This is a genomic window from Streptomyces sp. NPDC056222 (assembly GCF_042264065.1).
Taxonomy (GTDB): Bacteria; Actinomycetota; Actinomycetes; order Streptomycetales; family Streptomycetaceae; genus Streptomyces.
Genome location: NZ_JBHJTL010000027.1, coordinates 16197 through 42440 on the forward strand (window position 1 = coordinate 16197; position 26244 = coordinate 42440).

Genomic DNA, 26244 nt, shown 5'->3' on the forward strand with positions numbered 1-26244 from the left:
AAGCGGGGGTCGGTGAGGCCCAGCCGCAGCGCGTGGAGGTGTCCGACGAAGCGGGGGTCGACGACGGCGACCCGCTCGTCGGCCGGTACGGCGGCGAGCAGTGCGCCGGCGTCACGTGGGTCGGATGCGACCTTGACGTCGAAGCCCAGCGACCGGAGATCGCCGTCGAGCGACGATCCGGGTACCGGCGGACCGGTGAGGATGGCGGTCGACAGGACGAACTCACTCCTTGGAGCTGACGGGCGGGGCCGGCGGGGCCCATGACACGGCCCCGGGCACGGCGGTACGGCCCGGCATCGGGCGGCAGCACGTCGGCTGAGGCTATCGGATGAACGAAAGCGGGAGTTCATCGAGGCTTTGCGGTGCGGACTCCCCCGGGCCCACTCGAATCCTCGCGAGCGCGCCCCGTCCTGCGGAGATCATCATGGGCGATCGACACCCCGCCCCACAAACCGTGCTCCACGGGCACCTGGAGCGACTGTCGCACCCCACCTTGAGCTGCACACATAATCGCAGGTCAGACGATATGACAACGGTGTTCAGTACCGTGTTGCACATACCCCCCACCCGTAGTTCACTTGCGAATCGGGGACCGACGGGATCACTGACGACACGACCGGGAGGCCTTGTCATGGGGGCTGGACACGACCACGGACACAGCCACGGCGGACCGCCGCCCACGGGGACCGCGGCCGCGGCCTACCGGGGCCGGCTGCGGATCGCGCTGGGGATCACACTGTCCGTGATGGTGATCGAGATCGTCGGCGGCATCGTCGCGAACTCGCTGGCACTGATCGCCGACGCGGCGCACATGGCGACCGACGCGGTCGGCCTGGCGATGGCTCTGCTCGCGATCCACTTCGCCAACCGGCCGCCCACGGAGAACCGCACTTTCGGCTTCGCCCGGGCCGAGATCCTGGCCGCGCTGGCCAACTGTCTGCTGCTGCTCGGCGTCGGCGGCTTCGTGCTCTACGAGGCGATCCAGCGGTTCATCGAGCCGGCCGAGACCAGGGGCGGTCTGGCCATCGCGTTCGCGCTGATCGGTCTGGTCGCCAACATGATCTCGCTCTCACTGCTCGTCCGCGGCCAGAAGGAGAGCCTGAACGTACGCGGCGCCTATCTGGAGGTGCTCGCCGACGCCCTCGGCTCGGTGACGGTCCTGATCTCCGCGACGATCATCCTCGCGACCGGCTGGCAGTACGCCGACCCGATCGCCTCGATCCTGATCGGCCTGATGATCGTGCCGCGCACGGTCAAGCTGCTCCGCGAGACCCTCGACGTGCTCCTGGAGTCCGCCCCCAAGGGCGTCGACATGGCCGAGGTACGCGCGCACATCCTGGCGCTGCCGGGTGTCGAGGACGTCCACGACCTGCACGCCTGGACGATCACCTCCGGGATGCCGGTGCTCTCCGCGCACGTGGTAGTGGACCAGGCCGCGCTGGACGCGGTGGGCCACGAGAAGATGCTGCACGATCTCCAGGGCTGCCTGGGTTCCCATTTCGACGTGGAGCACTGCACCTTCCAGCTGGAGCCCGCCGGTCACGCCGAGCACGAGGCCAAGCTCTGTCTGTGACTCCCGGTGCCTGCTACCGTTGATCGGCAAACGTGAGGTGAGAGAGGAGCTGAGGTTGATGACCGTCGCGATGGAGGCTGCCCAGTGCGGCAGCGCCCGGTCCGGCTTCAGCTCCCGGGTCACCGGCTGACCTGATCTCCCGGTTCTTCCGAACCGGTTCGTCACGTCGTCGGCCGGGGCCCTCTCACACAAGGGTTTCCCACGTTGTCCGACAACGATCTGCACACCGCCTTCTTCGCCCTGCACCACGGTCTTCCGCGGCAGGGTCCGGGCTCCGACTCCACCACCCGTCGCCTGCTCGCGCTCGCGGGACCGCTCCCCGAGCGGCCCCGCGTGCTCGATCTCGGCTGCGGCCCCGGCCGCTCCGCGCTGCTCCTGGCCGCCGAGGCCGGCGCCGAGGTGACCGCCGTGGACCTGCACGAGCCCTTCCTCGACGAGCTGCGACAGAGCGCCGACGCGCGCGGGCTCGGCGACTCCGTCCGTACGCTCGCCGCCGACATGGGTGCGCTCCCGTTCCCCGACGGATCCTTCGATCTGGTCTGGGCCGAGAGCTCGGCCTACGCCATCGGCTTCGACACCGCGCTGCGCGAGTGGCGCCGCCTCCTTGCTCCCGGCGGAACCCTCGTCCTCACCGAGTGCGAGTGGACGGTGGACGAACCGAGCCAGGAGGCCCGCGCCTTCTGGGACATGCACTGTCCGCTCCGTACCACCTCCGCGAACACCGCGGCGGCGGCCCTGGCCGGCTATCACGTCCTCGGGGTCGTCCCCCAGCCCGAGAGCGACTGGGACGAGTACTACGGCCCACTCTCCGCGCGGGCCGATGCCGCCGACCCGGCGGCTCCCGGCATGACCGAGGCTCTCGTCTCGACCCGCGCGGAGCTCGCCATGCGCCGTGACCACGGCGGCGAGTACGGCTACACCGGCTTCGTCCTGCGGCCCTCCGATCCCCGGTGGCGTACGCGGGAGGAGACGGCCGGCGACATTCCGCGCGTACGGGAGATCAACGCGTCCGCCTTCGCCACCGCGGACGAGGCCGCGCTGGTCGACGCCCTGCGGGAGGACTCCGGCGCCTGGCTGCCCGGCCTCTCGTACGTCGCCGAGGCGTCCGACGGCACGGTGGCGGGATACGCGCTCGTCACCCGCTGCCACGTCGACGGCGCTCCGGCGGCCGCGCTCGCTCCGGTCGCCGTCGATCCGGCGTACCAGCGGCAGGGTGTCGGAGAGGCCGTGGTCCGGGCCGTGCTCGACGCGGCACGGCTGCAAGGGGAGCGGCTCGTGCTGGTGCTCGGTCACCCGGAGTACTACCCACGATTCGGCTTCGCACGGGCGTCCGAATACGGGATCAAGCCAGGTTTCGAGGTACCGGACGAAGCCATGATGGCCCTGGTCCTCGACGGTTCCGCCCCGGTCGCCCGGGGGATGATCCATTATCCGACGGCCTTCGGCGTCTGACGCGTCGCCCGCTCCTGCCGCACCGGGTGTACTCCGGTGTGGTGGGAGCGGGCCATGTCCGGCCTCCGAAGTACGGACAAGCCGGTTTTGTGCGGCAGACTGAGGATGCCCCACAGGGCCGAGGATCGAAGCGAAGGATGGGTATGCCGACCACACCAGCCACCGCGGCACACAGCTCGCCGAACGGCGTCTCTTCGGGCGGCGTCCCGGCGTCGATCATGCTCGAGCTGGTCGACGAGGACGGCACCACCATCGGTACGGCCGAGAAGCTCGCCGCACACCAGGCGCCCGGGCAGCTGCACCGCGCCTTCTCCGTCTTCCTGTTCGACGAGTCCGGCCGGCTGCTGCTCCAGCGCCGCGCGCTGGGCAAGTACCACTCCCCCGGTGTCTGGTCGAACACCTGCTGCGGCCACCCGTACCCGGGCGAGGCGCCGTTCGCGGCCGCCGCCCGGCGCACGTACGAGGAGTTGGGCATCTCGCCCTCGCTGCTCGCCGAGGCCGGCACCGTCCGCTACAACCACCCGGACCCGGCGTCGGGCCTGGTGGAGCAGGAGTACAACCACCTCTTCGTCGGCATGGTGCAGGCCGATCTGCGGCCGGACCCGGAGGAGGTCGAGGAGACCGCCTTCGTGACGGCGGAGGAGCTGGCGAAGCGGCACGCGACCGTGCCGTTCTCCGCCTGGTTCATGACGGTCCTGGACGCGGCGCGTCCGGCCGTCAGGGAGCTGACGGGTCCGTCCGGGGGCTGGTGATCCCGGGCAGGATCGGAGTTCCGGGCGCCGGCGCGGGCGCCCGGGATCCGATTCCCTGCGCTGTGTCGGGCCCCGGCACGTGCGGCGCCAGGGGCAGGGCGGCCCAGATGATCTTGCCGCCGTTCGCGGTGTGCTCCACGTCGCACGCCCCGCCGGACTCCAGCGCGATCTCCCTGACCAGGAGCAGCCCGCGGCCGCCGGTCTGCCCGTAGTCCGCCTCCAGCGCCTTGGGGCGGTACGGATGGTTGTCCTCGACGGACACCCGGATCCACTCCGCGCCGATCGCCACCTCCACCGCCACTTCGGGGGAGAGCAGCGCCGCGTGTTTGACGGCGTTGGTGACCAGCTCCGAAACGATCAGGAGCAGACCCTGGACCGTGTCGTCGTGGACCGGTACCCCTTGACGGATCAGCAGGTCCCGAACGGCGTGCCGGGCCTGCGGAACGGAGACGTCGACCGCGGGAGCGGTGAAGCGCCAGACCCCTTCGTAGGACGGTGGCCGTGCGGGGACGCTCCCCCGGCTCTCCATAGTCCGGCTCCCACCCTCGTGCTCGATTGTCGCCACGGGATCGAGTCTTGGTAATCCGTAGGTCCGGACCGGCCTACTGACCAGAAGTCGACACTTATCGACCGAATTTTGATCGGGTGAGTATGCCAACGTCAGTTGTTCGACTGCTCCTGATCTTCTTCTGACGGCTTCGGAGGGGACTCGGACGAGCTCGGCGGAGAGGCCTGCGAAGGGGCCCGCTCGGACGCCTGCGGAGAGGCCGCCTCGGGGGCGACCATACTGACGATCCGTCGGCCTCCGACACCGATGGCGATCAGACCGAGCCCGTCGAAGAGCAGGGCCAGCGAGAAGAACACCCCGAGCACGTAACGGCTGCTGTCGGGCCAGTCGAAGAGCACCAGCAGCCCGAGCAGGAGCCCGAAGGCCCCCTGGAGGAGCGTCCAGCCCATCTGCGGTCCGCGCACCACCACACTCCCCACCAACCGGAACACCCCACCGGTCAGGAAGAGCAGCGCCGCGAACATGGTCAGCGCCTCGGCCGAGCCCTCCGGATGACGGATGACGACGACACCGGCCGCGATGTTCAGGGCGGCCACCACCACGGCGAGCCAGAAGTAGCTGGTGCCGCGGGACTCGATGGCGTGCAGCAGACCGACGACACCGCCGATGAGCAGGAGCCAGCCGAAGAGGAGCATCGAGGTCAGCGTGGCGAGGCCGGTGTAGAACAGGCCGACGATCCCGGCGATGACGAGCAGGGCACCGAGGAGGACGAGCCAGCCGAAACTGCGGCGCAGCTTCCTGCCCTCGCGTACGGCGTCGTGGGAACCCTGGGCCATGGGGCGCCTCCTCCTCGCACCCCCTTCCTGATCGTACGGTCGGGGTGCCCGGATAGCATCCGGCACATGGAGCCGCAGCTGAACGTCAGCGTCGCCGACGGGGTCGCCACCGTCGTCATCTCGAACCCCGCCAAGCGCAACGCGATGACGGCCGCGATGTGGCGGTCCCTGCCGGGCCTGCTCGCCCCGCTCGCGACCGACGCCGAGGTCCGCGTCCTGGTCCTCACCGGTCAGGGCGAGACCTTCTGCGCCGGCGCCGACATCTCGACCTTGCGGGAGCCGGGCGACGAGCAGCAGTCGCTCGCGGTACGGGCCGAGGAAGCGCTCGCCGCCTTCCCGAAGCCGACTCTGGCCGCCGTCCGCGGCTACTGCGTGGGCGGCGGCAGCCAGCTCGCCGCCGCCTGCGACCTGCGGTTCGCCGAGGAGGGGGCGCGGTTCGGAGTCACCCCGTCGAAGCTCGGCATCGTCTATCCCTCCTCCTCGACCCGTCGGCTGGCCTCGCTGGTGGGACCCTCGGCCGCCAAGTACCTGCTCTACTCGGGCGAGTTGATCGACGCGGAGCGGGCGCTGCGCACCGGCCTGGTGGACGAGGTGCTCCCGGCGGGCGCACTGGACAAGCGGGTGGGCGAGTTCACCCGCGTCCTGGCCTCGCGCTCCCTGCTGACGCAGGCGGCGGCGAAGGAGTTCGCCGACGGCCGCACCGACCGGGACGCGTACTGGGCGGAGGAGGCGCGCGGCAGCGGCGACACCGCCGAGGGTGTCGCCGCCTTCCTGGAGCGCCGCGCGCCCCGCTTCACGTACGGGGTCTGAGCCGGGCCGACCGGGTCAGCCCTCCTGGGCGAGGATCCTCTCGCCCTGCCCGCGCCAGTGCGCGACGATCCCGGCCGGCGCCTTCTCGGGCGAACCCGCGTCGTAGGGCGGCTGCGGGTCGTACTCCGTCAGGAGCTGGATCGTCTGCGCGACCTCGTCCCCGGCGATCCGGCCGACCAGGTGCAGCGCCATGTCGATGCCCGAGGACACCCCGGCGGCGGTGACGTACTTGCCGTCGAAGACGACCCGCTCGCCGGTGGGTTCGGCGCCGAGCGGCTTCAGCTCGTCGAGCGCGAGCCAGTGGGCGGTGGCCCGGCGGCCGGCGAGCAGGCCCGCTCCGGCGAGGATCAGCGAGCCGGTGCACACGGAGGTGGTCCAGGTGCTGGTGGCGTCGGCCGTACGGACCCAGGCGAGGATCTCGGGGTCGTGCATCGCCTCCCGCGATCCCGGCCCGCCGGGGACCAGCACGATGTCCGGGGTCGGTACGTCCGCGAGGGTCTTGTCGGCGACGAGGGCGAGGCTTCCCTGGTCGCCCCGGACCGGACCGGCCTCCTTGGCGACGAAGACGGTCTCGGCTCCGGGGAGCCGGGCGAGCAGCTCGTAGGGGCCGACGGCGTCGAGCGTGGTGAAGCGGTCGTAGAGCAGGACGGCGATCTGCATGGTGTTCCCCTCGGTGGTCGTGCCGTGGTCGGTGGTCGTGCGGTGGTCGGTTCGGTGTGTGCGCGTCGATCCGGTGCTTCGGTTCCGTGCGTACGTCGGTTCAGTGCGTCGTCGACACGGGTGCGTGGAAGCGGCGCCGGTACTCGGCCGGGGCCGTGTCGAGCGCCTTGACGAAGGCCCTGCGCATGGCCTCGGGAGTGCCGTAGCCGGCCGCGCGGGCGACCTCCTGGACCCCCACGGCCGTCTCCTCCAGGAGCCTGCGCGCGTGTTCGAGCCGGACCTGGTCGACGTACCGGCCGGGAGTCGTGCCGGTCTCCGCCTGGAACGCGCGGGCGAAGTGGCGGGGCGACAGCCGGGCGCGGGCCGCCAGCGCCTCGACGGAGAGGTCCCCTTCGGGGTGCTCGGTGATCCACTGCTGGAGGTCCCGCAGAGGTGCCCGGCGGGCGGTCTGGGCGGCCAGCTGGGCGCTGAACTGGGCCTGGTTGCCCGGGCGGCGCAGAAAGACGACCAGATGGCGGGCGACGGTCAGGGCGGTGTCACGGCCCAGGTCCTCCTCCACGAGCGCGAGGGCGAGGTCGATGCCCGCGGTGACGCCGGCCGAGGTGGAGATCCTGCCGTCGCGGACGAAGATGGGCTCCGCCTCCACCTCGACCTCGGGATAGCAGCGGGCGAGGTGGTCGCAGGCGACCCAGTGGGTGGTGGCCCGGTGGCCGTCGAGGAGCCCGGCCTCGGCGAGCAGCAGGGCACCGGTGCAGACGGAGACCAGGCGCTCGGCGTGCGGCGCGTTCTCGCGCAGCCAGTCGATCAGCCGCGGGTCGGCGTGGCGGGTGCCCTCGCCCCCGGGGACGAGCAGCGTGTGCGGGCGGTCCGCGTCGGCGAGCGTCGTGTCCGGGAGCATCCGCAGGCCGCTCTGCGTGCGGACCGGACCCCCGTCGAGCGAGGCGGTCCGGATCGGATAGGCGGCGTCACCGCCGGCGGCGCGTCCTGCCCCGGCGAACACCTCCACCGGTCCGGTGACATCCAGGCTCTGCACGTCGTCGAAGAGGACGACGAGCACGGGTCGCTTCGTCATGTGTTCCATCCTTGGCGGGGCCTGGGATGTCCGCAATGACGAAGACCCCACCTTTCCTGCCATCGGCCGCAGGCGACCGCCGACCGCGACCGCCCCGGACTTCCCGTCGTACCGACCAGTCGGTAACGTTCCGTTCCATGACCTCTCTGCCGCCCCGCGCGGGCCGCCGCTGCCACCACATGCTCAACCCGATGCACTCCACGGTGTACTTCTCACCGGACCTGGACACCGAGTTCCAGGCCCTCGGTTTCGAGGACACCTCGGCCATGCGGCTCGCCTCGCGCAGCGCCGCGATGGGGGCCGTGGGCGCCGGAACCGTCGCCGCGGCCTTCTACAACTACAACGTCGAGCTGCTGGCCCGGCATCTGCCCGCCGTCTGGGACATCGCCTCGCCGACGGACGTGGTGGCCGCACGGCTGCGGGCCGTGGACACCACGATGCGCCGTCTCCTCGGCGAGGAGGCGATCGCCTCGGCCGAGATGGCGGAGGCCGCCGAGCTCGCCCTGCGCGCCACCGAGGCCTGTACCCGGCACGCCCGGCCGCTCTACTCGGCCCACGCCGACCTGCCGGTCCCGGAGGAGGCCCACCTGCGCTACTGGTACGCCGCGACGCTGCTGCGCGAGCACCGGGGCGACGGCCACCTCGCGGCCCTCCTGAGTGTGGGCCTCGACCCGCTGGAGGCGATGGTCAGCCACACCGCCACGGGCATGGGCATGAACCCGCGCTGGGCCCTGGGCGCCCGGGGCTGGCGGCGCGCCGACTGGGACGCCGCGGCCGCGCGGCTGCGGGACCGCGGGCTGCTGGGCGCGGACGGCGAGCTCACGCCCGAGGGCCTGAGCCTGCGCGACGCGGTGGAGGAGCACACGGATCGCCTGGACTCCGCCCCGTACGAGCACCTGGGCGCGGCCGGTGTCGAGCGGCTGACGGAGCTGGGCAAGGGCTTCCGCAACGCGGCGTACCTGGCGGGAGCCTTCCCCGCGGACCTCAGCGACAAGGGCTGACGGAACCGCCGCGCGGGCGGGGCGGGTGCGGCGATCCTGTCGGCGACCCGGCACAATGCAGTCGCAAGCTTGAGGCGCGAGAAGGCGAGTCGGGACACCGTGACGACGTCCATCGAAGGCAGGATCGCCGAGGAACTCGGCGTACGGGAGCGACAGGTGAGGGCGGCCGTCGAGCTGCTCGACGGCGGGTCGACCGTGCCGTTCATCGCGCGCTACCGCAAGGAAGCGACCGAGATGCTCGACGACGCGCAGCTGCGCACGCTCGAGGAGCGGCTGCGGTATCTGCGGGAGCTGGAGGACCGGCGGACCGCCATCCTCGATTCCGTACGGGAGCAGGACAAGCTGACGGCCGAGGTGGAGGCCCAGATCCGGGCCGCGGACACCAAGGCCCGTCTCGAGGACATCTACCTGCCCTTCAAGCCCAAGCGGCGCACGAAGGCGCAGATCGCCCGCGAGGCCGGTCTGGAACCGTTGGCGGAGGGGCTCCTCGCCGACCCGTCGGTGGAGCCGGCGGCCGCCGCCGCGGCCTTCGTCGACGCCGACAAGGGCGTCGCGGACCCGGCCGCCGCGCTGGAGGGCGCCCGCGCGATCCTCACCGAGAAGTTCTCCGAGGACGCCGACCTCATCGGCGAGCTGCGTGAGCGGATGTGGGGCCGGGGCCGGCTCGCCGCCAAGGTCCGCGAGGGCAAGGAGGAGGCGGGCGCGAAGTTCGCCGACTACTTCGACTTCGCCGAGCCGTTCACCGCGCTCCCCTCGCACCGGATCCTCGCGATGCTGCGCGGCGAGAAGGAGGACGTCCTCACCCTGGAGCTGGAGCCGGAGGAGCGCGAAGACGCCGCGACGCCCGGCCCGTCCGCTTACGAGGGCATGGTCGCCTCCCGCTTCGGCGTGGCCGAGCGAGGGCGACCGGGCGACAAGTGGCTTCAGGACACGGTCCGTTGGGCCTGGCGGACCCGGATCCTGGTCCACCTCGGGATCGATCTGCGGCTGCGGCTGCGGACGGCGGCGGAGGACGAGGCGGTACGGGTCTTCGCGGCGAACCTGCGTGACCTCCTGCTCGCCGCGCCGGCGGGCACGCGGGCGACGCTGGGGCTCGACCCCGGCTTCCGCACGGGCGTGAAGGTCGCCGTGGTCGACGGGACGGGCAAGGTCGTGGCCACCGACACGATCTACCCGCACGTCCCCGCGAACAAGTGGGACGAGTCGCTGGCGAAGCTGGCGCGGCTCGCGAAGGAGCACGCGGTCGAGCTCGTCGCCATCGGCAACGGCACGGCCTCCCGCGAGACGGACAAGCTCGCGGCCGAACTCATCGCCAAGCACCCGGAGTTGAAGCTCACCAAGGTCATGGTGTCCGAGGCCGGCGCCTCGGTGTACTCGGCCTCCGCGTTCGCTTCGCAGGAACTGCCCGAACTGGACGTGTCGCTGCGCGGTGCCGTCTCGATCGCACGGCGGCTCCAGGATCCGCTGGCCGAGCTGGTGAAGATCGACCCGAAGTCGATCGGCGTCGGGCAGTACCAGCACGACCTGTCCGAGGTGAAGCTCTCGCGTTCGCTGGACGCGGTGGTCGAGGACTGTGTGAACGGCGTCGGTGTCGACGTCAACACCGCCTCCGCGCCGCTGCTTTCGCGGGTGTCGGGCATCGGTGCCGGTCTCGCCGAGAACATCGTCGCGCATCGCGACGCCAACGGTCCCTTCCGGTCTCGGAGGGCGCTGAAGGACGTGGCACGGCTCGGTCCGAAGGCGTACGAGCAGTGCGCGGGCTTCCTGCGGATCCGGGGCGGCGACGACCCCCTCGACGGGTCCTCGGTGCACCCGGAGGCGTACCCGGTGGTGCGGCGGATGGTGAAGACCACGGGCGGCGAGGTCGCGTCGCTGATCGGCAACACGGGTGTCCTGCGGTCACTGCGGGCGGACGACTTCGTCGACGAGACCTTCGGTCTGCCGACGGTCACGGACATCCTGCGCGAGCTGGAGAAGCCGGGGCGGGACCCGCGGCCGGCGTTCAGGACGGCGACCTTCAAGGAGGGCGTCGAGAAGCTCGGCGACCTCGCGTCGGGGATGGTCCTGGAGGGCGTGGTCACGAACGTGGCGGCGTTCGGGGCGTTCGTGGACATCGGTGTGCACCAGGACGGCCTGGTGCACGTGTCGGCGATGTCGAAGACGTTCGTGAAGGACCCGCGGGACGTGGTGAAGCCGGGTGACGTGGTCCGGGTGAAGGTCCTCGACGTCGACATCCCGCGCAAGCGGATCTCGCTGACACTGCGACTCGACGACGAGGCGACGGCGGAGACGGCCGGCGGGGGTGCCCCGAAGCGGGAGCGCGGCGAGCGCGGTGGCCGCCCGCCGCAGCAGCGCCGTGGCGCGGGCGGCGGTGGCGGTGGCCGTGGCGCGGGCAGCGGTGGCGACCGGGGTCGCTCCCAGGCCCCGGCCCCGTCGAACAGCGCGATGGCGGACGCCCTGCGCAAGGCGGGCCTGCTGAACGAGGGCGGCGGCGACAAGCGGCGCGGCCGCTGACGTGGTGGGGCCCGGCCGGAAGGCCGGGCCCTTCACCTTTCCCGGGCCTTCGGCCGGGGAACGTGCCACGCCCTGCTCAACCGGACGGCGTGACCGGGGACCACACACCGAACCACTGCTCGGCGCCGTACTCCTCGAACCGCTCCACCTCGGTGAACCCCAGATTCGCCGCGAGGCGCATCGCGCGGTCGTTGGCGGTCTGGGTGCAGAGCACCACCGGCTCGCCGGGGAGTACGTCGGCGAACCAGCCGAGTGCCGCTGCGCACGCCTCGGCGGCGTACCCGCGTCCCCACGCTTCCGGCAGGAACAGGTAACCGAGTTCGGCCTCCGCGGTATCCGGACGGACGTGACCCGAACGCTCTGCATCACGCCGACCGAGCGTGACCATTCCGATCATCGCTCCATCGAGATCGATCACGAAGTGGCCAGGGCGCTGTCCAGGCACCTCAGGCACCACGCGTTCGAGCTCATCACGCGTTCGAGGGCCACCGATGTAGGTGCTCACCTCCGGCGAGGCGAACAGCTCGATGAACGCCGCACGGTCTCGGGCCTCGGACTCGCGGAGCACGAGCCGTTCGGTCCTCAACGGGGCAGGTGGCCAGGCGACGGGTCCGAGTCCGGTCATGGCAGGCAACCTACCGCACGCCCTTGAGACCGATCCGAAGGAGAAGGCCCGGCCCGCAGGACATCGGCGCGTTCCGTCCCTCTCACCGTGATCCACACGTTGCAGCCTCGCTCGCGGCGGGCAGGGCGGCCGGCGATGTGGGCGGCGGGCCGCGGGAACGGCCATACACTCGCTCCATGGGTCGCACGCGTTCGTCGAGGCAGTGCCTGCGGCAGGCCGCGTCCGGAGTGCGTCCGGCCGTCGTCGACCCGGCCACCGCCGCTGATGTCGAATTGCCCCGAACCCGCCGTATCGCGCTGCACGGCCACGGCTAGCGCCCCTCTTCCCCTGCGCGCCGCTCCCCCGCCGCACGGCGGGTCCTTCCCCTGCCGAGTCCGCCTCGCCCCGCCAAACGTCGGGCGGTCTCCGCCCCCGCTCCACGTCACCACAGCAGCCTTCCGGCACTCGCCGGCGCTGCCGCCTGGCTACGGCCGCACGACCGGGCCGGGCCACTTCGAAGGGATCATTGTGAAGCTGAGCGACTTGCTGGCCGGGCAGGAGCACCACGTACTCCAGGGTGACCCGAGCAGAACACTGATCACCGCGGGTACGACCTTCGACGTGGACCGGGTGATGCCGGGTTGCCTGTTCATCGCCGTGCCCGGACACCGGGAGGGCGGGCCCGGCTCCGTGGCGCCCGCGCTCGCCCGCGGAGCGGCCGCTGTGCTGGTCGACGGCACGGAACCGTCGGCGTCGGTGTGGCCGCCGGGCGCGTGTGCCGTGCGGGTGCCGGACATCCGGAAGGCGGCCGCGATCGTGACCTCCCGCTACTTCGGCGAACCGGGGCGGCAGATGGACGTGGTGGCGGTCACCGGCACCAACGGCAAGACCTCGGTCTCGTACATGGTCGAGTCCGCCCTGCGGATCTCCGAGGGCGCGAAGGTGGGAGTCATCGGGACGGCCGGCAGCCGTATCGGCGACGAGCTGATCCCGATGCCACGATCGGTGTTGACCACCCCGGAGTCGCCGGACCTTCAGTATCTCCTGGGGTGCATGCGCGACCGTGGGACCGGCAGTGTGGTGCTGGAAGCCACGTCGATGGGCCTGCTGACGCACCGGGTGGACCGGACGTTCATCGACGTCGGGGTGTTCACCAACCTGACGCAGGACCACCTCGACGACCACGGAACGATGGCGAACTACCGGGACGCCAAACTCCGCCTCTTCCAGGGGCTGTGCCGTCGCGCGGTGGTCAATGCCGACGACCCGGTGGGCGCCGGGATCGTGGCGATGATGCCTGGTGCGGTGACCACGTACGCCCTCGATGCTCCGGCGGACTACCGGGCGACCGACCTGGCCGTCAGTGCTTCCGGCACGCGGTTCACCCTCCACCACGGTGGGCGCACGTATCCGGCGTCGATCCCGGTTCCGGGCCGGTTCTCGGTGGCCAACGCGCTCGCCACCCTGGCTGCCTGCCACGTCCTGGGACACGAGCTGGGCGCCCTCGTCGCCGCACTCGACCGGATGCCGCCCGTGCCGGGCCGGTTCGAGCGCTTCGAAACCCCGGGCGGGACCTCCGTGATCGTGGACTACGCCCACTCCCCGGATTCCCTGGAGAAAGTCCTGACCACCATCCGCGGCTACGCGCGAGGCCGGGTGATCACCGTCTTCGGCTGCGGCGGGGACCGGGACACGACGAAGCGGGCCGACATGGGGCGGATCTCCGGGACCCACTCCGACCTGTGCGTCCTCACCTCGGACAACCCGCGCAACGAGGACCCGCAAGCGATCCTGGACCAGATCGTCCCCGGCCTCGCCGCGACCGGCACCCCGTTCGAGCGGATCGCCGACCGCCACGAGGCCATTTCGTTCGCCCTGTCCGCTGCGGGCCCGGAGGACACCGTGCTGATCGCCGGCAAGGGCAGCGAGCCGCACCAGATCGTCGGCGAGGAGCTGCTGCCGTTCAGCGACATGGCCACCGTGCGTGAACTCGCCTTGGAACAGACGGCCGCCCGGCCCCGCGTCCCTCGGTCTGCCGCGTGATCCGTTCGTAGCGGCGGGCCCTCTCCTCCGGAGAGGGGAGACGCAGACCTAGGCGTTCGGGAGGAAGCGGAGGGCCCATTCGGCGCGGTTGGCCACCGTCAGGTCGTCGTCCTCGGTCAAGGGCTGCAGCAGAGCGCGAGAGCGGGTCGGGTCCGACTGGACCAGTTCGACGATCTCGGTCGCCAGGGCGTCCTGGTCGTCACCGAGGTCGACGGACGAGGCCCTCAGGAGCGCCGGGAGGGCGTCGGGGCCGCCGATCGCGGCGAGGACGCCGCCGAGCAGCTCGCGGGCGTAGGCGTTCCGCTCGACGAGGGCGCGGTCCAGTTCGGACTGCAGTCGCGGCAGGAGCGCGGCGTCGCCCGAGGCGGCGATCTCGTCCGCCAGGTCGATCGTCTCGTCGACGTCGGCGTCGAGGTCGTCCAGCATCTCGGTGAGCCGGGTCAGCAGGTCGGTCATGGTGCCTCCAGGAATGCGCCGTCCGTCAGGACGGGGACGGTCTCCGAGGTGTCGACCTCGGCGGCCACCGCCACATCCTGCGGATAGCCGTACTCGTACAGTTCACGCCCCGAATCGCAGCGGTGCAGCTCCGCCACCGGGTCCTCCGTCGCCTCCCACAGCGTGGCCGCCGCCCGCGCCTCGGGCGTCAGGTCGTACGGGCCCAGGGCGCGCAGCGCCGACAGCACGGCGCCGGCGCCCAGCAGGTCCTCCAGGGCGGGGCGCAGAGAGCCGTCCGGCCACCGTTCGCCCGAGGCGATGACGGAGAGGGGCAGGGACTCGGAGCCGTATCCCCGGTCCGCGAGCCAACGGGCGACGGCCGTGCGGTTGCGCAGCGAGGCCGCGACGACCGGCAGCCCGCCCGGCTGCGCCGCGATCGTGGAGCCGTTCGGGGAGGGCAGGACCAGGCGCTCGGTCGGCGGAGCGGTCCGCAGGGCCGCCGGGGAGAGCGACCACGGCGCTTCGGGCGACACCTCGCTGCGGCCGACGGCCAGCGCGGCGTCCAGCTCGGCCGCGTACCCCACGGCCGTCTCGTCCCTCCAGCGGTACGGGTACACCGCCGCGCCGGACTCCACGGCGACGCCGACCGCCGTCGTGAAGGAGAGGACGTCGACGACGACCAGGCACGCGGCCTCCCGGGCGAGGACGGCCGCCTCCGTCGGGCCCCAGCCGAACGTGACACCCATCAGAGCTCGGTCACCTTGCCGTCCGCGACCTCGATGCGACGCGTCGTGCGCACCGCGTCGAGCATCCGCCGGTCGTGGGTGACCAGGAGCAGCGTGCCGGTGTACGAGTCCAGGGCGGACTCCAGCTGCTCGATGGCCGGCAGGTCCAGGTGGTTGGTCGGCTCGTCGAGCACCAGCAGGTTCACCCCACGGCCCTGGAGCAGGGCCAGCGCGGCGCGGGTGCGCTCGCCCGGGGAGAGCGTGGTGGCCGGGCGCAGGACGTGCTCCGCCTTGAGACCGAACTTCGCGAGCAGCGTCCGCACCTCGGCGGGCTCGGTCTCGGGAACCGCCGCGCAGAACGCGTCGAGCAGCGACTCGGAGCCGTGGAAGAGCTTCCGCGCCTGGTCGACCTCACCGACGACGACGCCCGAGCCGAGCACCGCGTCCCCCGCGTCGAGCGGAAGCCGCCCGAGGAGCGCGGCGAGCAGCGTCGACTTGCCGGCGCCGTTCGCGCCGGTGATGGCGACGCGGTCGGCCCAGTCGATCTGGAGGGTGGCCGGCCCGAAGCGGAAGTCGCCGCGCCGGACCTCGGCCTCGCGCAGGGTCGCCACGACCGAGCCGGAGCGCGGGGCGGCGGCGATCTCCATCCGCAGCTCCCACTCCTTGCGGGGCTCCTCGACGACATCGAGCCGTTCGATCATCCGCTGCGTCTGCCGGGCCTTCGCGGCCTGCTTCTCGCTGGCCTCGCTGCGGGCGTTGCGGCCGAGCTTGTCGCCGTCGGTGGCCTTGCGGCGGGCGTTCTTGACGCCCTTGTCCATCCAGGACCGCTGCATGTGGCCGCGCGCTTCGAGGGCGGCCTTCCGGCCCGCGTACTCCTCGAAGTCCTCGCGGGCGTGCCGCCGGGCGGTGTCCCGCTCCTCCAGATACGCCTCGTAGCCACCGCCGTAGAGCGTTATCTGCTGCTGGGCGAGGTCGAGTTCGAGGACCTTGGTCACCGTGCGGGTGAGGAACTCGCGGTCGTGGCTGATGACGACCGTGCCGGCGCGCAGCCCCTGCACGAAGGCTTCGAGCCGCTCCAGACCGTCGAGGTCGAGGTCGTTGGTCGGCTCGTCGAGCAGGAAGACGTCGTAGCGGGAGAGGAGGAGGGAGGCGAGACCCGCGCGGGCGGCCTGGCCGCCGGAGAGGGAGGTCATCGGCTGGTCGAGGCCGACCGTCAGCCCGAGCGAGTCGGCGACTTCCTCGGCACGCTCGTCCAGATCGGCGCCGCCGAGGTCGAGCCAGCGCTCCAGGCTGACGGCGTACGCGTCGTCTGCGCCGGGTGTCCCGTCGACCAGGCCCTGGGTGGCCTCGTCCATGGCGACCTGCGCCGCGGCCACGCCCGTGCGGCGGGCCAGGAACTCCCGTACCGTCTCGCCCTCGCGCCGCTCCGGCTCCTGCGGGAGGTGGCCGACGGTGGCGGTGGGCGGGGAGAGCTTCAGCTCACCGTCCTCGGGGGTGTCGAGCCCAGCGAGGAGCCGCAGCAGGGTCGACTTGCCGGCGCCGTTGACGCCGACCAGGCCGATGACGTCGCCGGGGGCGACGACGAGGTCGAGGCCGGCGAAGAGGGAGCGTTCGCCGTGGCCGGCGGCGAGGTCCTTGGCGACGAGGGTTGCAGTCATCAGGAGATGAATCCTAGGTCAGGCCCGCCGATGGGTTCGTATGCGACCGGTGCCCTGCCGGTCAGCGGACGACCGGGACCACCAGCTCGCTGCCGGTGGTGCGTGCCACCACGAAGGACTGTCCCTTGACCGCCTTGGCGTCGAGCGGGATCCGGTGGGTGCCGGGCTCGAGCACGTCGTCGAGGAGCAGCTTCTCGTGGGTGCGGTAGAGGCGGTCGAGGCGGTAGGCGACCAGCTGGACGCCGACCGCCGAGCTGACCTCGACGGTGGCCTCGGCCGCCGTGGCGGCCAGCGCGGTGACGCGTCGCCGCTCCGGCGGGGTGGGGTCGAGGGCGGTGACGATCTGGGCGACGAGGACGGGAACGACCGGGGCGAGCCCGTCGACGTACGCCACGTCGGCTCCGGCGCGGCCGAAGGAGTCGCGGACCCGGGCCCGTACCTCGTCGGTGACGGCGCGGCCGAAGGCGACGGCGCCGTAGCCGCGCAGCTCGTCGTCGGTGACCCCGTCGGTGTCCTGGACGATGTCGGCGCCGATGCCGATGGTGCGCAGGGCGGCGGCGAGCTTGCCGAGGACGGCCGCGCGGGCGCCGATGAGCAGCACGCGGCGGTGGGTGGGCGTCGCCGTGGCGTCATCGTCGTCCCGCAGCAGTCGCTCCAGCTCGGAGCGGTACCGGTCGCCGCGGAAGCGGTACGGGCCGATCCCCCGGTAGCCGTTGAAGTCGAGGTCGGCGGTGTCGTCGGTCTGCCAGGCGAAGTCGCGCCACACGATGTCCTCGCCGTCGCGCTCGATGACGGCGGTGACCGCACCGCAGCCGAGGTCGTCGCACTCGGGGCAGCCGTAGATCACATGCCGACCCCCCTCCAGCGGCGCCTCGGCCTCGAGGAGGAGCCCTCGGACGCTCTCGGTCAGGATCGCGGGCGGGATGTCGGCGGCGAGGGGCGAGACGGCGTCGAGGTCGGCGAGGCGGAAGAGCAGCGGCCGCCCGTCGACGACGAAGTCCAGGAAGTCCCGGTGCGTGCGGTGGCTGCCGCTCGGGGAGACGGCTCCGGTGCGTATCGCGGGGGCGAGGGCGAAGGTCGCGTACTCGGCAGACATGTTCGGAAGTATTCCCCGGCGCCGGGCAATCCGTGCATGGTCCGTGCGGGCGCGACCTGTCGGTGTGTGGTCCGTCCGCTCGTGGCCCGGGTACGTTCCGCTCATGAGCGAACAGGTGATCGTGGTCGGAGGCGGGGTCATCGGTCTGACGACGGCCCTGACTCTGGCGGAGCGCGGGCTTCGCGTGCGGGTGTGGTCGCGGGACGCGGTGACGGAGACGACCTCGGCGGTGGCGGGGGCGTTGTGGTGGCCGTACCGGATCGAGCCGGAGGCGGAGGCCGGTGCCTGGGCGCTCGACTCGCTGCGGGTGTACGAGAAGCTGGCGGACGATCCGGTCCGCACGGGGGTCCGGCTGGTGCCCGGGGTCCACGCGGACACGGTCCTCGGGGAGCTGGGCGAATGGGCGCGGGAGGTCTCCGGGTTGCGACAGCTGACGGCCCGGGAGGTGCCGGGGCCGTACGCGGTGGGGCTGGCGGCACGGCTGCCGCTGATCGACATGCCGGTCCATCTGGAGTGGCTCCGTGCCCGGTTCGAGGCGGCGGGCGGTGCGGTGGAGCGACGGGCGGTGACCGGCTTCGCGGAGGCGGGCGAGCGGGCGCGCGTGGTGGTCGACTGCGCGGGTCTCGGGGCTCGGGAGCTCATATCGGACGCCCGACTGCGGCCGGTGCGGGGGCAGTTGGTGCTGGTGGAGAATCCGGGGATCGAGGAGTGGTTCACGGCGGCCGACTCGGCCTCGAGCGAGACGGCGTACTTCTTCCCGCAGCCCGGGCGGCTCATCCTGGGCGGGACCGCGCAGGAGGGTGACGAGCGGCTCACGCCGGATCCGGCGACGGCGGCGGCGATCGTGGCGCGGTGCGCCCGGGTACGGCCCGAGATCGCGGACGCCCGGGTGCTCGGGCACCGGGTGGGGCTGCGGCCCGCCCGGTCGGGCGGGGTACGGATCGCGGTGGAGCCGCTGCCGGGCGGCGGGCGTCTCGTCCACAACTACGGGCACGGGGGCGCGGGGGTGACGGTCGCGTGGGGCTGCGCCCGGAGGGCGGCGGATCTGGCCGCCGGGTGACGGCCGGTGAGCCGCCGAAGAGAGCCGAGGCTCCGGCTCGATCGGGAGATCGAGCCGGAACCGGGCCTGAGGAGGGTTACTTCCAGGGCTTGGGGGCGCTGTCCTCCGCGTCGATGCACGCCTGGGCCTTGCGCTCCAGGGCGTCGGCCTGGCCACGGGCCTTACGGGCCTCCGCCGTGGCGCCGAGGCGCTGGAGCTGCGCGGCCTTCGAGCGAAGGTCGGCCGCCTGCTGCCGCATCTTGGGGACGTTGCAGACGATCTTCTTGCCGGCCGCGTGCGCGGGCTCGGCCGTCACCGTCTGACCGAGCAGCAGGCCCCCGGCCAGCAGCGTCGTCGTGGTGAGTGCGGTCAGGGTGCGGCGCAGCGGCGTCGCGTGGTTCATGTGGTTCTCCAACTTCCGGGCCGTGGGGACCCGTTCAGGTACGGTCAATACCGGTCGGTAACCCTAGCCCACATGGATCAAGAGCCTTCACCCGGTGTTCCCGTACCCGGCCCGATGCGCAGTTCGAAGTCGCCGTCGTACTTCTCGTGGCCCGCGATCACGGCGAGTTCGACGACCTCCTCGCCCACCTCGCCCCGGACGATGAGCGGGTCGTGCCGCAGGTCCCGCATGAGCGCCACGCACATGCCGATCATCACGATGACGAACGGCGCCGCCACCAGGATCGTCAGGTTCTGCAGCCCCGCGAGCGCGTCGCCCTGGCCGTCACCGATGAGGAGCATGATGGCGGCGACGGCGCCGGTCACCACGCCCCAGAAGACGACCACGGGACGGGTCGGTTCGAACGAGCCGCGCTGCGACAGCGTGCCCATGACGATCGAGGCGGCGTCGGCACCCGAGACGAAGAAGATGCCGACGAGGATCATCACGAGCAGGCTCATCACCCCGGTGATGGGGAACTCCTGCAGAAGACCGAAGAGTTGCCCCTCCGGGGTGGTCTCCTCCGCCAGCTCGCCGCGCTCGCTCAGCTTCATCGCGGTGCCACCGAAGACGGCGAACCAGACGAGGCTCACGGTGCTCGGCACGAGGATGACTCCGCCGACGAACTGACGGATCGTCCGGCCCTTGCTGATGCGGGCGATGAACATGCCGACGAAGGGCGTCCAGGAGATCCACCAGGCCCAGTAGAAGACCGTCCAGCTCCCCAGCCAGTCGTGGACGTTCTCCCCTCCGGTCACCTCGGTACGTCCGATCAGCTGCGGCAGGTCACCGATGTAGGCGGCGATCGACGTGGGCAGCAGATCGAGCACGACGATGGTCGGGCCGGCCACGAAGACGAACAGGGCCAGCACCAGGGCGAGCACCATGTTGATGTTGGAGAGCCACTGGATGCCCTTCTCGACCCCCGAGACGGCGGACAGCACGAACGCCACGGTCAGGACCGCGATGATGCCGACGAGCAGTCCGGTCCCGGTCCTCTCCATCCATCCCAACTCCTCGACTCCGCTGCCGATCTGGAGCGCGCCGAGACCCAGCGAGGCGGCCGACCCGAAGAGGGTGGCGAAGATCGCCAGGATGTCGATGACCCGGCCGGGACCTCCGTTGGCCGCCTTCTTCCCGATCAGCGGGACGAAGACGGCGCTGATGGTCTGCCGGCGACGGCGCCGGAACGTGGAGTAGGCGATGGCGAGCCCGACGACGGCGTAGATCGCCCAGGGGTGGAGCGTCCAGTGGAAGAGAGTGGTGGCCATCGCGACCTGCATCCGCTCGGCCGAGTCGGCGGGGCTCGTGCCGGGCGGCGGGGTTCCGTAGTGGGCGAGCGGCTCGCTCACCCCGTAGAACATCAGGCCGATGCCCATGCCGGCGCTGAACATCATCGCGATCCACGACACGGTCCGGAACTCCGGGGCCTCGGTCTCGTGGCCGAGGGTGATCCGCCCGTACCGGCTGATGGCGAGCCACAGCGCGAAGACGACGAAGCCGGAGGCGGCGAGCATGAACGCCCAGCCCCAGTTGCGGATCAGACCGTCGAGCAGCTTGCTGGAGACGCTCTCCAGGCTGTCCGTGGCCGTGGCGCCCCAGACCACGAACGCGACGGTGAGGACGGCGGTGACGCCGAACACGATCCGATCGGTCCGGGCCTTGGGGTGGTGCCCCGGGGCACGCGGGAGGGCCGCCGTCACCGGCAGCCCCTCCCGGCCTCCACCCCGGCCTCCGCCGCCCCCGGGTTCGCCCGCTCTCTGATCTTCCTGCGACACAGATGGCACCTTTCACGGCATTACGGGACGGACGGAACTCGCTCCGTAAGGCAGTACCACAGGTGACGCGTCACTTCCGGGATCAACTCAGCCCGTCAACAGACCTCCACCGGCTGTCCGGTGGTGAGCCGGTAGGTCGCACGGCCGTCGAGCAGCAGCGGGACGAGCGCGCGCTGCGACTGCCGCAGGGGTACGAGGACCCCGTCGCCGTCGCGCCTGACGGTGATCCCGTGCAGGGCGAGCTCGTCGCCGAACTCGGCTTGCTGCGCACGGTCCAGGCGGTATCCGCAAGGCGGGTCCTGGATCGTCTCGGCGGGCTCCGCCGGATCGTTGTCGGCGCCCCCGAGCAGTACCGGACCCCGGTCGGCGAAGCCATTGAGCCGGGCCGCCGCGGTGGCCGCGCCGAGCCGCCCGCGCCGCTCGTCCACATAGGCGAAGGCACCCTTCAGCGCGGCGAGTTGGGTGTTCACGCGGCGTCGCTGGTTGCGTGCGGTGTCGTCCTTCTCGGCGTCGGTCAGGGCCTCGACGCGGGTCTCCACGAGCAGGCCCACGGAGTGCTTGATGCCTGCCGTGTTGCGCAGGATCCGCTCCTGGCCGTCGCCCGCGACCTGCTTGATGGGCTTTCCGGTGAGGGGATCGGTCCAGATCCCGTAGATGCCGCTGCCGAAGCCGGCGGCCCCGGCCGACGGCCGGACGTAGGACTCCGACAGGGTGTGGGCCTCGTCGTGCACGTGCGCGTCGGCGTTCGGATTGCGCGGCCAGAGCGCGAGCAGGTCCTTGTCGTAGTAGGGCGAGGTCCCGCCGTACTCGTGCAGGTCGTAGATCACCTCCGGGCGCCGGTCGCGGATGAGCGCGGCCATCGCCCGGCCCTCGGCGGTCTGCAGGGCGATGTGGTCGCGGTTGACGTCGACCCCGTCGGCGTTGCCCCGGGTGTCGGCCTCGCGCCCGTCCGGATTGGCGGAGGGAACGACGAGAACGGTGGTGCGGGAGAGGAAGCGGCGGGTCTCCGGGTCCCGGGCGTACGCCAGGTCGCGCACGGTGGTGAGACAGGCCTCCCGGCCCGACGGCTCGTCACCGTGCTGGCTGCAGACCAGCAGCACGGTCGTGGAGGCGTGGGGCGCGCCCACCGTGGCGAGCCGGAGCGGGCGGCCCTGCTTGGTCGTGCCGATGGTGCGCACGGAGACCCGGTCGCTGCCCCGGTCGACGGCGGCGAGGAAGGCCGTCTCCTCCTGCTCGCCGGTCCACCGGGCACCCCCGCTCCCCTCGAAGCCCGTCCTCGGGGGCGGTGCGGCGGACGCGGTGCCGGCGGCCTCCGCGGGGACGGCGACGAGCGGGAGGCCGAGGGCGGCGACGCCCGTCAGGAGGGCGAGCGTGCGCCGGGAGCGGCGGTGCGGGGTGTGCGTCATCGGACCTCTCCGGGAACGGGGTGGTTCGAGCGCGGGTGTCCGACACCGTTCAGCGCGCGCCCGCTGGGCGCCAGGCGTGCGCCGTCCGTGCCGGCCGTCGCCCGGGTGAAGGCGTCCGCGCCGCCGACCAGGGGCAGTTTGGCAGATGTACGGGCGAGATCGAGGGTGATCGTCGGCGTGGTGGACGGAGGGTCGAGAAGGTCCTTGTCGGTGCCGCCGACGATCAGGGCGAGCCGGTGCCCGGCCGGGACGACATGGTCGGTGGCCGCCAGCTTCAGCGTCATCGTGTACGCCGTGCCGGGGGTCAGCGGCCTGCCTCTGCCGGGGTCCGCCCAGGTGCCCAGGTCCGCCCAGCCACGGCTGACGACGGTGAACTCCACGTCCGCCGTGCGCGCCTCGGTGTCCTTGAAGCAGGCGCTGTCGCCGCTCGTGCTCGCGCCCCAGCAGGACCGCTGGGTGAGCGTCGTGATGCCCTCGCCCGCCGCCGCGTAGTCCCGGATGGTGTCCGGGCCGAGGTCGACGAGCACGGCCGTCAGATGGGCGGTCGCGGTGGACGGTGTGGCCGTGACGGTCACGGTGGAGGAACCGGAGAGCCGCAGGTCGCGTGCGAGCGGCCGGGTGACGAAGCCGGCCTTGGCGGCGGTCGACTCGTCGATCCGCGCGGCCCAGTCGATCTCACCCAGGCCCGGATCGTCGGTGAAGGTCTCCGTGGCGCCGGGTGCGGCCGGGGTACGGCCGAGGGTTCCGACGCCGGGTGCGGCGCCCGTGCCGGGGCGCAGGGTGGTGCGCTCGGTGGCGCGCGGCGGCCAGACCCGGTCGGTGGTCCAGCGGTCCGGAGCGCGTTCGATGTCGGCCATCGGCTCCCGGTCGATGCCGTTCTCGTAACCGAGGAGGTAGTGGTCGAACCAGCGGTGCAGGGTACGGACCCAGTCGGCGCGCCGGAAGTCGAAGGGGTCGACATGACCGGTCTGCGAGAGCCAGATCTTCCGCTCGACACCGCGGGCGGCGAGGGCGTCCCACCACTGGCCGAACTGGTTGGCGCGGACGTTGAGGTCCTGCTGCCCGTGCACGACGAAGACGCTGGCCTTCACCTTGCCGGCGTCCGGGACGTGGTTCCGCTCGCTCCAGGCGCGCGTCCAGTCGCCGCTGTACGGGGTGGCGGTGGTGATGCGCTCCTGGACCGCGCCGCAGCGGCCGTTCGCCTCGGGGCTGTTGACGTACTCGGAGAGCCAGCTCGGGTTGGCGTTGTAGAGCGGGGCGCCCTGGGAGTGGAAGTAGTCGTACCAGGAGGAGATCGCGCCGATCGGCACGATGGTCTCCAGCCCCTCGACGCCGGTCGCGGCGACGCCGTTGGCGATGGTCCCGTCCCAGCTCTTGCCGATCATGCCGACCTTGCCGGTGGACCACGTGGTGGCCCGGGCGCGGTCGGAGCCGGTACGGGTGGTGTATCCGCGGGCCCGGCCGTTCAGCCAGTCGACGACGGCCTTGGCGGACTGGACGTCGGAGCGCCCGCCGACGTCGTCGCAGCCGTCGGAGCGGTTGGTGCCGGCGAGATCGACGGCGACGAAGGCGTACCCGCGGGGAACGAAGTAGTTGTCGTAGAAGAGCGGGAACTGGACCGGGTTCCCGGCCGCGTCGTACGTCTTCTTCTGGCCTTCGTTGCCGCGTCCGCAGCAGGCGTAGTACGGGCTGGCGTCCATGATGACCGGGATCTTCCGGCCCGTGGCGGCGGGCTCGCGGGGCCGAACGATGTCCACCGCGACCCGGTCGCCGCGGCCGTCGCCGTCGCCGTCGAGTCCGGTGTCCACCCAGACGGACTCGCGGATCGCGTCGGCGTAGGAGTGGACGGGCTTCGACTCCCGCACGGGGGCCTGCGCCTGAGCCCCGGTCGGGGACACCAGCGCGGTCATCAGGGCGGCCGCGGCGGCCGCCACCAGGGTTCTGCACGACAGACGGGCTCTGCGGGTTCTCCGCACAGGTATCGGCATGGGGCGGAACGTACCCCGGTCAACTCCCGAGCAAAAGAGTGCAGTCGAGAGCAGGAACGCGTCAGCCGGGGCCGGAGCGTTCGTTTCGGCCGAATGGCGATCGTGTGGCGGATGGGGCCATGGACATGACGGGGCGTCGTGGCCCTGAATAGTGTCGATAAGGACCGAAGACCATTCGTGCTTCTTACAGACTTGGAGCTCTCGTGCACCGCAGACTTGTCGTTCCGAGCGCGCTCGCGGCCTCTCTCCTGCTGGCGATCCCGGCATCGGCCGCCGACTACGTTCCGGGCGCATCGGGCATCGGCGATCCCTACTACCCGGCCAGTGGCAACGGCGGTTACGACGTCTCCCACTACGACCTGAGGCTGACGTACCAGCCCTCGACCGACCTCCTGGAGGGCACGGCGACGATCCTCGCCACCACGAAGCAGAACCTCTCCCGCTTCAACCTGGACCTGGGGCTGAAGGTCAGCGAGGTGCGGGTGAACGGCAAGAAGGCGAAGTTCGCCACGACCGGCGAACAGGAGCTGGAGATCACCCCGGCGGCCCCGCTGGAGAAGAACCGTACGATCTCGGTCGTCGTGCGGTACGCGGGCAAGCCCTCCGAGGTGAAGATCGGCGGCTGGACCGCCTGGCACCGTACGCCCGACGGCGGTGTCGCCGCCCAGGAGCCGGACTCCGCCGCCTGGTGGTTCCCGTCCAACGACCACCCCCTGGACAAGGCGACCTTCGACGTCTCGGTGTCGGTGCCGGACGGCACGCAGGCGATCAGCAACGGCGTACTGCAGTCGCAGTCCTCCCGGCTCGGCTGGACCCGCTACAACTGGCGCTCCAACAAGCCGCAGGCCACGTATCTGGCCACGCTCGCCGTCGGCAAGTTCGACATCACCACGGACAGGACGGCGAACGGGCTCCCGGTCCTCAACGCCTACAGCCGTGACCTCGGCGACAACGCGGGCGCCGCGCGGGCCTCCATCGAGCGGACGACCGAGGTCGCGGAGTGGCTGGAGGAGGTCTTCGGGCCGTACCCCTTCAACGCGCTCGGCGGCTACGTCCCCAACGTGACCAGCGGCTACGCCCTGGAGACGCAGACCCGGCCGTTCTACAGCCCCCGGCAGTTCGCCAACGGGGCGAACGTGTCCGTGGTCGTCCACGAACTGGCGCACCAGTGGTACGGCGACAGCGTCTCGGTCGACAAGTGGAAGGACATCTGGGTCAACGAGGGCTTCGCCCGCTACAGCCAGTGGCTGTGGTCGGAGAAGGAGGGCGAGGGCACGGCCCAGGAGCTGGCGGACTACGTCTACGCGACCCGCACCGCCGAGGACCCGTTCTGGACGGTGAAGCCGGGCGACCCGGGTCCGGACAACCAGTTCCACATCGCCGTGTACGACCGGGGCGCGCTGGCGCTCCAGGCGCTGCGCAACGAGATCGGCGACGAGGACTTCTTCGCCATTCTGAAGGGCTGGCCGACGGAGTTCGCCTACGGCAACGCCAAGGTCGGGGACTTCGTGTCGTACGCGGAGCGGGTCTCGGGCAAGCCGCTGGCCTCGCTCTTCGACACCTGGCTGTACCAGCCGGTGAAGCCGGCGGCTTCGACGGCGGCCGGGGTCGGGGTCGGCGTCACGGGCGGGGTCTCGGCGCGGTCGGCCGCTGCCGGGACCACGGCTGCGGCGCCGGTGGCGAAGCCGGCGAAGCCCGCGCAGCCGAAGTCCTGGAAGAAGATCGCGGAGACGAACACGATCCACGAGCACGACGAGCACTGAGCTCGGTGGCGCGCCCCGCTCCGGCCCCCTGGGGCGGGGCGCGTCCGTACGCCATGGGTAGGCTCGGGCCCTCACAGGCAAGCGAAGGG

At 71.8% G+C, this 26244-nt stretch carries 24 protein-coding genes; 11 read left to right on the forward strand and 13 right to left on the reverse strand.

The window, feature by feature from the left end; genetic code table 11:
* The first annotated feature begins 32 nt into the window (after positions 1-32).
* From ACFC0D_RS15430 to idi, 4 genes are all read left to right on the forward strand, one after another.
* Positions 33-239 carry a hypothetical protein gene (locus ACFC0D_RS15430; protein WP_376435122.1) on the forward strand — a complete coding sequence of 69 codons (207 nt, stop codon included), beginning with the start codon at positions 33-35 and terminating at the stop codon, positions 237-239.
* Between the two features lie 392 nt (positions 240-631).
* Positions 632-1573, forward strand: a complete 942-nt coding sequence (locus tag ACFC0D_RS15435) for a cation diffusion facilitator family transporter (RefSeq protein WP_376435125.1) — start codon at positions 632-634, stop codon at positions 1571-1573.
* A 204-nt stretch (positions 1574-1777) separates the two neighbouring features.
* Positions 1778-3025: a GNAT family N-acetyltransferase gene (locus tag ACFC0D_RS15440; RefSeq protein WP_376435128.1), complete on the forward strand. Its 1248-nt coding sequence runs from the start codon at positions 1778-1780 to the stop codon at positions 3023-3025.
* 143 nt (positions 3026-3168) lie between these two features.
* Positions 3169-3777: an isopentenyl-diphosphate Delta-isomerase gene (gene idi / locus ACFC0D_RS15445; protein ID WP_376435130.1), complete on the forward strand. Its 609-nt coding sequence runs from the start codon at positions 3169-3171 to the stop codon at positions 3775-3777.
* On the opposite strand, the gene ACFC0D_RS15450 is transcribed toward idi, so the two are convergent.
* Both ACFC0D_RS15450 and ACFC0D_RS15455 read right to left on the reverse strand, forming a co-directional pair.
* Complete coding sequence (locus ACFC0D_RS15450) at positions 3743-4306, reverse strand: ATP-binding protein (RefSeq protein ID WP_376435310.1); 564 nt, start codon at positions 4304-4306, stop codon at positions 3743-3745. The genes idi and ACFC0D_RS15450 overlap by 35 nt on opposite strands.
* 131 nt (positions 4307-4437) lie before the next feature.
* Positions 4438-5121 (reverse strand): HdeD family acid-resistance protein, encoded by a 684-nt coding sequence (locus ACFC0D_RS15455; RefSeq protein WP_376435133.1) that lies wholly within the window; start codon positions 5119-5121, stop codon positions 4438-4440.
* 66 nt (positions 5122-5187) lie between these two features.
* Between ACFC0D_RS15455 and ACFC0D_RS15460 the strand changes: the two genes are divergently transcribed.
* Positions 5188-5931, forward strand: a complete 744-nt coding sequence (locus tag ACFC0D_RS15460) for an enoyl-CoA hydratase/isomerase family protein (RefSeq protein WP_376435136.1) — start codon at positions 5188-5190, stop codon at positions 5929-5931.
* A 15-nt stretch (positions 5932-5946) separates the two neighbouring features.
* Here the strand turns inward: ACFC0D_RS15460 and ACFC0D_RS15465 are convergent, their stop codons facing one another.
* Together ACFC0D_RS15465 and ACFC0D_RS15470 are read right to left on the reverse strand one after the other, a co-directional pair.
* On the reverse strand, positions 5947-6591 hold the full coding sequence (locus ACFC0D_RS15465; RefSeq protein WP_376435138.1) for a DJ-1/PfpI family protein: 645 nt from the start codon (positions 6589-6591) through the stop codon (positions 5947-5949).
* 100 nt (positions 6592-6691) lie between these two features.
* A complete protein-coding gene (locus ACFC0D_RS15470; RefSeq protein WP_376435141.1) occupies positions 6692-7663 on the reverse strand; it encodes a GlxA family transcriptional regulator in 972 nt (323 codons plus the stop codon).
* A 137-nt stretch (positions 7664-7800) separates the two neighbouring features.
* Between ACFC0D_RS15470 and ACFC0D_RS15475 the strand changes: the two genes are divergently transcribed.
* Both ACFC0D_RS15475 and ACFC0D_RS15480 read left to right on the forward strand, forming a co-directional pair.
* On the forward strand, positions 7801-8664 hold the full coding sequence (locus ACFC0D_RS15475; protein ID WP_376435145.1) for a hypothetical protein: 864 nt from the start codon (positions 7801-7803) through the stop codon (positions 8662-8664).
* Positions 8665-8763: 99 nt separating this feature from the next.
* Positions 8764-11178, forward strand: coding sequence for a Tex family protein (locus tag ACFC0D_RS15480; RefSeq protein WP_376435148.1), 2415 nt, complete (start codon positions 8764-8766; stop codon positions 11176-11178).
* Positions 11179-11254: 76 nt separating this feature from the next.
* On the opposite strand, the gene ACFC0D_RS15485 is transcribed toward ACFC0D_RS15480, so the two are convergent.
* Complete coding sequence (locus tag ACFC0D_RS15485; protein WP_376435151.1) at positions 11255-11803, reverse strand: GNAT family N-acetyltransferase; 549 nt, start codon at positions 11801-11803, stop codon at positions 11255-11257.
* A gap of 176 nt (positions 11804-11979) precedes the next feature.
* On the opposite strand from ACFC0D_RS15485, the gene ACFC0D_RS15490 reads away from it, so the two are divergent.
* Complete coding sequence (locus ACFC0D_RS15490) at positions 11980-12117, forward strand: hypothetical protein (protein WP_376435154.1); 138 nt, start codon at positions 11980-11982, stop codon at positions 12115-12117.
* A 193-nt stretch (positions 12118-12310) separates the two neighbouring features.
* A complete protein-coding gene (locus ACFC0D_RS15495; protein ID WP_376435156.1) occupies positions 12311-13825 on the forward strand; it encodes a UDP-N-acetylmuramoyl-L-alanyl-D-glutamate--2,6-diaminopimelate ligase in 1515 nt (504 codons plus the stop codon).
* A gap of 48 nt (positions 13826-13873) precedes the next feature.
* Here the strand turns inward: ACFC0D_RS15495 and ACFC0D_RS15500 are convergent, their stop codons facing one another.
* The 4 genes from ACFC0D_RS15500 to ACFC0D_RS15515 form a co-directional block, all read right to left on the reverse strand.
* Complete coding sequence (locus ACFC0D_RS15500) at positions 13874-14281, reverse strand: hypothetical protein (protein ID WP_376435158.1); 408 nt, start codon at positions 14279-14281, stop codon at positions 13874-13876.
* The gene (locus ACFC0D_RS15505) at positions 14278-15006 is read right to left on the reverse strand and encodes a 2-phosphosulfolactate phosphatase (protein ID WP_376435161.1); all 729 of its coding nucleotides are present in this window, start codon (positions 15004-15006) and stop codon (positions 14278-14280) included. Before ACFC0D_RS15505 ends, ACFC0D_RS15500 begins: the two co-directional genes overlap by 4 nt.
* Entirely contained in the window at positions 15006-16643 is a 1638-nt protein-coding gene (locus ACFC0D_RS15510; RefSeq protein WP_376435164.1) for an ABC-F family ATP-binding cassette domain-containing protein, read from the reverse strand. The genes ACFC0D_RS15505 and ACFC0D_RS15510 overlap by 1 nt, the downstream gene beginning before the upstream one ends.
* Before the next feature lie 61 nt (positions 16644-16704).
* Complete coding sequence (locus ACFC0D_RS15515) at positions 16705-17739, reverse strand: oxidoreductase (RefSeq protein WP_376435166.1); 1035 nt, start codon at positions 17737-17739, stop codon at positions 16705-16707.
* A gap of 103 nt (positions 17740-17842) precedes the next feature.
* Here ACFC0D_RS15515 and ACFC0D_RS15520 point away from each other — a divergent pair, with 103 nt between their 5' ends.
* Complete coding sequence (locus tag ACFC0D_RS15520) at positions 17843-18799, forward strand: NAD(P)/FAD-dependent oxidoreductase (protein WP_376435169.1); 957 nt, start codon at positions 17843-17845, stop codon at positions 18797-18799.
* 76 nt (positions 18800-18875) lie between these two features.
* Here ACFC0D_RS15520 and ACFC0D_RS15525 read toward each other — a convergent pair whose 3' ends face one another.
* The 4 genes from ACFC0D_RS15525 to ACFC0D_RS15540 all read right to left on the reverse strand — a co-directional run bounded on the left by ACFC0D_RS15525 (position 18876) and on the right by ACFC0D_RS15540 (position 24392).
* Positions 18876-19181, reverse strand: a complete 306-nt coding sequence (locus ACFC0D_RS15525) for a hypothetical protein (RefSeq protein WP_376435172.1) — start codon at positions 19179-19181, stop codon at positions 18876-18878.
* 77 nt (positions 19182-19258) lie between these two features.
* The gene (locus ACFC0D_RS15530) at positions 19259-20923 is read right to left on the reverse strand and encodes a BCCT family transporter (RefSeq protein WP_376435175.1); all 1665 of its coding nucleotides are present in this window, start codon (positions 20921-20923) and stop codon (positions 19259-19261) included.
* A 170-nt stretch (positions 20924-21093) separates the two neighbouring features.
* A complete protein-coding gene (locus ACFC0D_RS15535; protein ID WP_376435178.1) occupies positions 21094-22404 on the reverse strand; it encodes a M14 family metallocarboxypeptidase in 1311 nt (436 codons plus the stop codon).
* Positions 22401-24392, reverse strand: a complete 1992-nt coding sequence (locus ACFC0D_RS15540) for a Xaa-Pro dipeptidyl-peptidase (RefSeq protein ID WP_376435181.1) — start codon at positions 24390-24392, stop codon at positions 22401-22403. Before ACFC0D_RS15540 ends, ACFC0D_RS15535 begins: the two co-directional genes overlap by 4 nt.
* A 203-nt stretch (positions 24393-24595) precedes the next feature.
* Here ACFC0D_RS15540 and ACFC0D_RS15545 point away from each other — a divergent pair, with 203 nt between their 5' ends.
* Positions 24596-26155 (forward strand): M1 family metallopeptidase, encoded by a 1560-nt coding sequence (locus tag ACFC0D_RS15545; protein ID WP_376435186.1) that lies wholly within the window; start codon positions 24596-24598, stop codon positions 26153-26155.
* Positions 26156-26244: the final 89 nt, after the last annotated feature.